The organism is Leifsonia sp. KNZ12-8B (assembly GCF_056755495.1).
On the sequence record NZ_JBPGXM010000160.1, the window covers coordinates 1 to 7509 of the forward strand.

Genomic DNA, 7509 nt, shown 5'->3' on the forward strand with positions numbered 1-7509 from the left:
AGATGTGTATAAGAGACAGGAGGAGGGGGAGGAAGGGCGTCCCCTAGGCTGGCATCGAATCCATGACGCGAGGGCGGAGCCGCCCGAGAAGGGGGAGTGCGCGTGGCCGACGACCACGGGCTCGCGGTGAGCATCCGGGGGCTGCACAAGCGATTCGGCGAGAAGATCGCCGTCGACGGAATCGATCTCGACGTGCCGGAGGGGAGCTTCTACGGCCTGGTGGGCCCGAACGGCGCCGGCAAGACCACGACGCTGAGCATGGCGACCGGCCTGCTGCGGCCGGACTCGGGCCAGGTGCTCGTCCACGGCGTCGACATGTGGGCGCAGCCCCTGCAGGCGAAGGCGCTGGTCGGCGTGCTCTCGGACGGCGTGCGCCTGTTCGACCGGCTGACCGGTGAGCAGCTCGTGGAGTACGCGGGCCTGCTGAGCGGCATGGACCGGCCGACCGCCTCCGAGCGCACCCACGACCTCCTGCGCCTCCTCGACCTCGAATCGGCGGGAGGCACGCTCGTCGTCGACTACTCCGCCGGCATGACCAAGAAGATCGCGCTCGCCGCCGCCATGGTGCACGCCCCGCGCGTGCTGGTGCTCGACGAGCCGTTCGAGTCGGTCGACCCGGTCTCGGCCGCGAACATCCGCGACATCCTGCACGGCTACGTGCAGGGCGGCGGCACCGTCATCGTGTCGTCGCACGTCATGGACCTGGTGGAGCGGATGTGCGACCACGTCGCCGTCATCACCGCCGGCCGCGTGGTCGCCGCGGGCACCGTGGACGACGTGCGCGCCGGCTCGACGCTCGAGGACCGCTTCGTCGAGCTCGTCGGCGGCCGCCGCGTGGGGGAGGGGCCGGAGTGGTTGCGACGCTCGTAAGGCTGCGCCTGCTCGTCCTGCGCAACTCGTTCCGGCGGAGCACCGGCCAGCTGGTCGCCGTCATCATCGGAGCGATCTACGGCGTCGGCGCGCTGCTGGTCATCCTCGCCGCACTGATCGGGCTCGCGTTCGTGCCCGCTGAGGTCGCACGCACCGCGACGGTGCTCGGCGGCTCGGCCGCGGTGCTGGGCTGGGCGATCCTGCCGCTCCTGCTCTCCGGTGTGGAGCAGACGCTCGACCCCGCGCGGCTCGCGGTCTACCCGATCCCGCTCAACACCCTCATGATCGGGATGCTGCTGAGCGGCGCCGTCGGCATCGCCGGCGCCGCCACGACCATCGCCTCGCTCGCGACCTCCTTGACCTGGCTGACCGCGCCCGGCGTCGCGGTCGTCGCGCTGCTCACCGGCGCCCTCGGCGCCGCGACGTGCATCGTCGCGTCGCGTGCCGTCACGTCGATGGCGAGCGGGCTCGCGTCCGGCCGGCGGTTCAAGGAGGCGTCCGGCCTCCTGGTGCTGATCCCGCTCATCCTGGCCGGCCCGATCATCATCGGCATCACCCGCGGGCTGCGCTCGTCGGCCGACGCCCTCCCGGCGGTCGCCGACGGACTGTCCTGGTCGCCCCTCGGCGCGGTCTGGGCCATCCCGTCCGCCGTCGCCGCGGGCGACCCGGCCGGAGCCCTGCTGCGCCTGCTGATCGCGCTCGCCACGATCGGCCTGCTCTGGCTGGTCTGGCGCTGGGGGCTGGCGCGGTCGCTGGTCACTCCGACCCGCGCCTCCTCGCGCTCGAAGGCGCAGGGGAAGCTCGGACTGTTCGGCATCCTGCCGGGGACGGCCGCCGGGGCCATCGCCGCGCGCTGCCTCACCTACTGGTTCCGCGACCCGCGCTACCTACGGCAGCTCCTCATCATCCCGCTGATGCCGCTGCTGATGTGGTTCTACTCCAGCCTCAACCACTCGAACGGCTACATCTTCGTCTCGGCGCCCGCGGTCGCGTTCGCGCTCGGCATCGGGATGATCGCCGACGTCTCGTACGACTCCACGGCGTTCGCGCTGCACATCTCCAAGGCCGTGCCGGGATGGGCGGACCGCTGGGGCCGCGCCTCCGCGATGCTGATCTTCGGCGTGCCTGCCGTGGTGATCCTGTCGCTCGTGTCGGCCGGGGTGGAGGGCGACTGGCTGCCGGCGCCCGGCATCCTCGGGCTCTCGCTCGGGCTGCTGCTCTCGGGAGCGGCGGTGTGCGCGGTGACCTCGGCGCGCTTCGTCTTCCCGGTGCCCGAGCCGGGCGACAACCCGTTCCGCTCCCGCCCCGGCTCCAACATCTCGCTGCTCGGCCCGACCTTCGCGGCCTGGGCGGTGATGGCGGTGCTGTGCCTGCCCGAGATCGTGCTCCTGATCGTCTCGCTGGTCACCCGGCAGGCGGTGTGGGGCTGGCTCGCCCTGCTGATCGGCGCGGTGGTCGGAGGCGTCCTGCTGGCGGTCGGCGTCCGCGTCGGCGGACGCGTGCTCGACGCGCGCGCGCCGGAGCTGCTGCTGCAGCTGCGCAAGGACGGCTGAACCCGGGCGCTGCGCACTCTGGACGCGGCGCCGTCCGTGCCCCAGGATGGACGGCATGAACGGCCTCGTCGTCGAACGCCGGCTCTCCGCGCCCCCGGACCGGGTGTGGAGCGCGCTGACGGACGCCGACGCGCTGGCCGGGTGGTTCTGGCCGCCGCGGTTCGCGACCACCGCCCGCGTGGAGGCCCGCGAGGGCGGGGCCTTCCGGGTCTCGTCCGAGCCGGTCGGCATCGGCGTGAGCGGGCGCGTCACCGCAGTCGAGCCGGGCCGCCTCCTCGCGACCACCTGGCGCTGGGACGGCGAGGACGACGAGACGAGCGTGGCCTTCTCGCTCGAGCCGGAGGCCGACGGCACCCGGCTGACCGTGCGGCAGGACGGCTTCCCGACCGAGGCCGCCGCGCGCGAGCACGTGCAGGGCTGGAACGACTGCCTCGACCGGCTGCCGGCCGTGCTCTGAGGATCCGGGGGACCGGACGGAAGGGAGACGACGATGGGCGCCATCGCGGTCCACGAGTTCATGTCGCTCGACGGGGTGTTCGAGGACCCCCGGTGGACGGCCGAGTTCGGGTTCGATCCCGAGATGGGCGACGACATCGGCCGGATCACCCGGGCCTCCGACGCCATCCTGCTCGGCCGCACGACGTTCGAGATGTTCGCCCCGGCCTGGTCGACCCGCACCGCGGACGACGACCCGGGAGCGCCGTTCTTCAACGACACCCCGAAGACGGTGATCGGCGACCTGGACGACGCGACCGCGGAGGCGACCTGGCGCAACTCGCGCTCGCTCGGCGCCTACGACACCGAGCGGGTCCGCGCGTTCAAGGAGGGCGTGGGAGGCGCGATCTACGTCAGCGGGAGCGGCACGCTGGTGCGCTCCCTCCTCGCCGACGGGCTGGTCGACCGGCTGCACCTCTTCGTCTATCCGATCGTGCTCGGCAGCGGCGCGCACCTCTTCCCGCAGGGCACGCCGACGACGCGGCTCCGGCTGCGCCAGCAGGACGCCTACGACAACGGCGTGCTGCACCTGGTCTACACGCCCGCGTGACTTGCGGTCACGACCTGACCGCAAGGGTTCATACGCTCGATGCAAACGGATGCACCAGCACGGATGTCGTCCGGTCGCGCTACGGTAGACGCTGTTCGGGGGCACTCAACACAGCGTCGTGACGGTTCGGGGCCGGCGGGAGGCTGATTGACTGGGGCGTTCGCCGCTCCACGCACCCACTCCACACCACGAATCCGGGGAACCATCGTGACTCTCGTTCGAATGACGCTGCGCTTCATCCGTCCCTATTGGCGGTCGGTCGTCGCCGTCGTGCTCCTCCAGCTGATCGCGACGCTGGCGGCCCTCTACCTGCCGACCCTCAACGCCCAGATCATCGACAAGGGCGTCGTCACCGGCGACACCGACTTCATCTGGCGCACCGGCGGCATGATGCTGTTCGTCTGCTTCGCCCAGGTCGCCGCGGCCATCACCGCGACCTACTTCGGCGCGCGTGCCTCGATGGCGGTCGGCCGCGACATCCGCCGCTCCTTCTACCGCAAGGTCGACGGGCTGCCGTCGCTCGACCTCGCGAGGTGGGGGATGCCGACCCTGATCACCCGCAACACCAACGACGTGCAGCAGGTGCAGATGCTCGTGCTGATGACGCTGAACTTCATGGTGTCGACGCCGATCATGTGCATCGCCGGCATCATCCTCGCCGTCGGCGTCGACCCGGGGCTCTCGTGGCTGATCTGGGTCTCGGTGGTCGTGCTGTTCGTCGTCGTCGGCATCCTGGTCACGCTGCTGCTGCCGATGTTCCGCATCATGCAGGAGCGCATCGACGGCGTCAACGGCGTCATCCGCGAGCAGATCGTCGGCATCCGCGTCATCCGCGCCTTCGTCCGCGAGAAGTTCGAGACCGCGCGCTACGACGACGCCAACGCCGCGCTCACCCGCATCTCGGTGAAGGTCGGCAACGTCTTCGTGCTGATGTTCCCGCTCATCATGCTCATCCTCAACGCGGCGACCGTTGCTGTGCTGTGGTTCGGCGGGCAGCGGGTGGATGCGGGCGACATCCAGATCGGCGCGCTGACCGCGTTCCTGCAGTACCTGCTGCAGATCCTGGTCGCGGTCATGATGGGCGTCTTCATGGCCATGATGATCCCGCGCGCGATGGTCTGCGCCGAGCGCATCGACGAGGTGCTGACCGCCGTCCCGACCGGCTCCGGCCACGGGGCGGGCGACGGCGTCGGCGCCGACGCGCTCCCCACGGACGGCCGGGTGGAGGTCGACCGCGTCACCTTCGGCTATCCCGGCGCCGAGCACCCCGTGCTCAGCGATGTCAGCTTCACCGCCGAGCCGGGCAAGGTGACGGCCATCGTCGGGTCCACCGGCTCCGGCAAGTCGACGCTCGTCTCGGTGATCGCCGACCTGTTCACGCCGCAGTCCGGCCGGGTCCGCATCGGCGGAGTTCCGGTCGACCTGCTCAGCCGGCAGCAGCTCGCCGGCGTGCTCGGGCTCGTCCCGCAGCGGCCGTACCTCTTCTCGGGGACCATCGCGACCAACCTCCGCTTCGGCCGCCCCGATGCCACCGACGAGGAGCTGTGGGAGGCGTTGCGCGTCGCCCAGGCCGAGGACTTCGTCCGTGCCAAGGAGCACGGTCTCGACGAGCGCATCTCCCAGGGCGGCACCAACGTCTCGGGCGGGCAGCGGCAGCGCCTCTGCATCGCGCGGGCGCTGGTCGCCCAGCCGAAGGTGTTCCTGTTCGACGACTCCTTCTCGGCCCTCGACGTCGCGACCGACGCCCGGCTGAGACAGGCGCTCACCCGGTCGACGGGCGACGCGACCGTGATCGTCGTCGCGCAGCGCGTGTCGACCATCCGCGAGGCCGACACCATCGTGGTGCTCGACGACGGCAGGGTCGTCGGCACCGGCACCCACGACGAACTCATCGAGACGAGCGAGACCTACCGCGAGATCGTCGAGTCGCAGCTGAGCCTGGAGGTGGCCTGAGATGGCGAACACCGACAAGACGAACACCGACAAGACCAACGGCCGCCGCAACGGGCGCGGCAAGCGCTCGGAGGCCGACGAGGCCGCCCGCCGGCTCGCCGAGGAGGCGACCCTCGAAGAGCTCGACTACGAGTTCGAGCCGACCGAGTCCGACGGCGACATGTTCGGCGGCACGCCCGCCAAGAAGGCCGAGCACTTCTGGCCGTCGTTCAAGCGCCTGCTCGGCCTGCTCAAGCCGGAGTGGCTCGGCATGGCCTGGGTCACCCTCCTCGTCGTGGTCTCGGTCGCGCTGACCGTGATCGCGCCGAAGATCCTCGGCTCGGCGACCGACGTCATCTTCTCCGGCACCGTCGGCACCATCACCGAGAACGGCGTGATCCCGGGGACGGGCATCGACTTCACCGAGCTCGGCCGGCTGCTGATGATCGTGCTGGCGATGTACGTCGTGGCGTCGCTGCTGGGGTGGTGGAACGGGTACATCCTGAACGCCCTCGTCATGCGGGTGGTCTACCGACTGCGCGCCGACGTGGAGGCCAAGCTCAACCGCCTCCCGCTGAGCTACTTCGACACCCGCCAGCGCGGCGACCTGATGTCGCGGGTCACGAACGACGTCGACAACATCCAGACCGCGCTGCAGCAGGCGTTCTCGCAGCTGATCCAGTCGGTGCTCATGGTGATCGGCATCGGGATCATGATGTTCATCGTCTCGTGGCAGCTGGCGCTGATCGCGCTCATCTCCATCCCGCTCTCCGGCATCATCGCGGGCGTCATCGGCACCCGGTCGCAGAAGCTGTTCAAGCAGCAGTGGAACGCGACCGGATCGCTCAACGGCCACATCGAGGAGTCGTACTCCGGTCTCGACCTGGTGCGCGCCTTCGGCCGCGGCGAGGTCATGCTGGAGGAGTTCGACGGCCGCAACGGCAAGCTCCACTCGGCGCAGGTCGGCGCGCAGTTCGTCTCGGGCATGATCATGCCGGCGATGAACTTCGTCTCGTACCTCTCGTACGTGCTGATCGCCGTCGTCGGCGGCCTGCGCGTGGCGTCGGGCCAGATGACGATCGGCGACGCGACCGCGTTCATCCAGTACTCGCGCGAGTTCTCGCAGCCGATCGGCCAGATCGCGGGCATGGCGAACATGCTGCAGTCGGGCGTGGCGTCGGCCGAGCGCACGTTCGAATTCCTCGATGCGGACGAGCAGACCCCTGACCACGAGACCCGGCACCTGCCGGAGCGGGCCGACGGCCGCGTCGAGCTGGAGCAGGTCGACTTCTCGTACGACCCGGCCGTTCCGCTCATCCACGACCTCAGCCTGTCGGTGAAGCCCGGCCAGACCGTGGCGATCGTGGGCCCGACCGGCGCCGGCAAGACGACGCTCGTGAACCTCATCATGCGGTTCTACGAGCTCAACGGCGGCAGCATCCGGCTCGACGGCATCGACACCACCGAGTTGTCGCGGGCCGAGCTGCGCGGCCAGGTGGGCATGGTCTTGCAGGACGCGTGGCTGTTCTCGGGCACCATCCGCGAGAACATCCGCTACGGCCGCCTCGACGCGACCGACGAGGAGGTCGTGGAGGCCGCCAAGGCCACGATGGTCGACCGCTTCGTCCGCCAGCTGCCCGACGGGTACGACACCAAGATCGAGGCCGACGGCGGCAACGTCTCGGCCGGTGAGCGCCAGCTCATCACGATCGCGCGCGCGTTCATCGCGAACCCGTCGCTGCTCATCCTCGACGAGGCGACGTCGTCGGTCGACACCCGCACCGAGCTGCTGGTGCAGCACGCGATGGCGGCGCTGCGCACCGACCGCACGTCGTTCGTGATCGCGCACCGGCTCTCGACCATCCGCGACGCCCACACAATCCTCGTGATGGAGAACGGCAGCATCGTGGAGCAGGGCGACCACGCCACCCTGCTCGAGAAGCGCGGCGCCTACTACGACCTCTACATGACGCAGTTCCGCGGCGCCGCCACGGAGGAGGAGGCCGAGGCGGGCGAGCCGGAGGAGGTCCCCGCCTCCTGACCCGCGCCCGTGCTGCCGTCCCACCACCCATCGAGGGGCGCCGTTCGGTCGGAATTCCAGCGGAATTC

At 70.4% G+C, this 7509-nt stretch carries 6 protein-coding genes; all 6 read left to right on the forward strand.

Annotation, left to right across the window (positions count from 1 at the left end; all coding sequences use genetic code 11):
- The first annotated feature begins 96 nt into the window (after positions 1 to 96).
- Complete coding sequence (locus tag ACR9ZG_RS16975) at positions 97 to 870, forward strand: ABC transporter ATP-binding protein (protein ID WP_481286025.1); 774 nt, start codon at positions 97 to 99, stop codon at positions 868 to 870.
- Entirely contained in the window at positions 852 to 2423 is a 1572-nt protein-coding gene (locus ACR9ZG_RS16980; protein WP_481286026.1) for a transporter, read from the forward strand. Before ACR9ZG_RS16975 ends, ACR9ZG_RS16980 begins: the two co-directional genes overlap by 19 nt.
- Positions 2424 to 2478: 55 nt before the next feature.
- Positions 2479 to 2880: an SRPBCC family protein gene (locus ACR9ZG_RS16985; RefSeq protein ID WP_481286027.1), complete on the forward strand. Its 402-nt coding sequence runs from the start codon at positions 2479 to 2481 to the stop codon at positions 2878 to 2880.
- A gap of 33 nt (positions 2881 to 2913) precedes the next feature.
- The gene (locus ACR9ZG_RS16990; protein ID WP_481286028.1) at positions 2914 to 3468 is read left to right on the forward strand and encodes a dihydrofolate reductase family protein; all 555 of its coding nucleotides are present in this window, start codon (positions 2914 to 2916) and stop codon (positions 3466 to 3468) included.
- 207 nt (positions 3469 to 3675) lie between these two features.
- The gene (locus ACR9ZG_RS16995; RefSeq protein WP_481286029.1) at positions 3676 to 5421 is read left to right on the forward strand and encodes an ABC transporter ATP-binding protein; all 1746 of its coding nucleotides are present in this window, start codon (positions 3676 to 3678) and stop codon (positions 5419 to 5421) included.
- A gap of 1 nt (position 5422) precedes the next feature.
- Complete coding sequence (locus tag ACR9ZG_RS17000; RefSeq protein ID WP_481286030.1) at positions 5423 to 7441, forward strand: ABC transporter ATP-binding protein; 2019 nt, start codon at positions 5423 to 5425, stop codon at positions 7439 to 7441.
- The last annotated feature ends 68 nt before the right edge of the window (positions 7442 to 7509 follow it).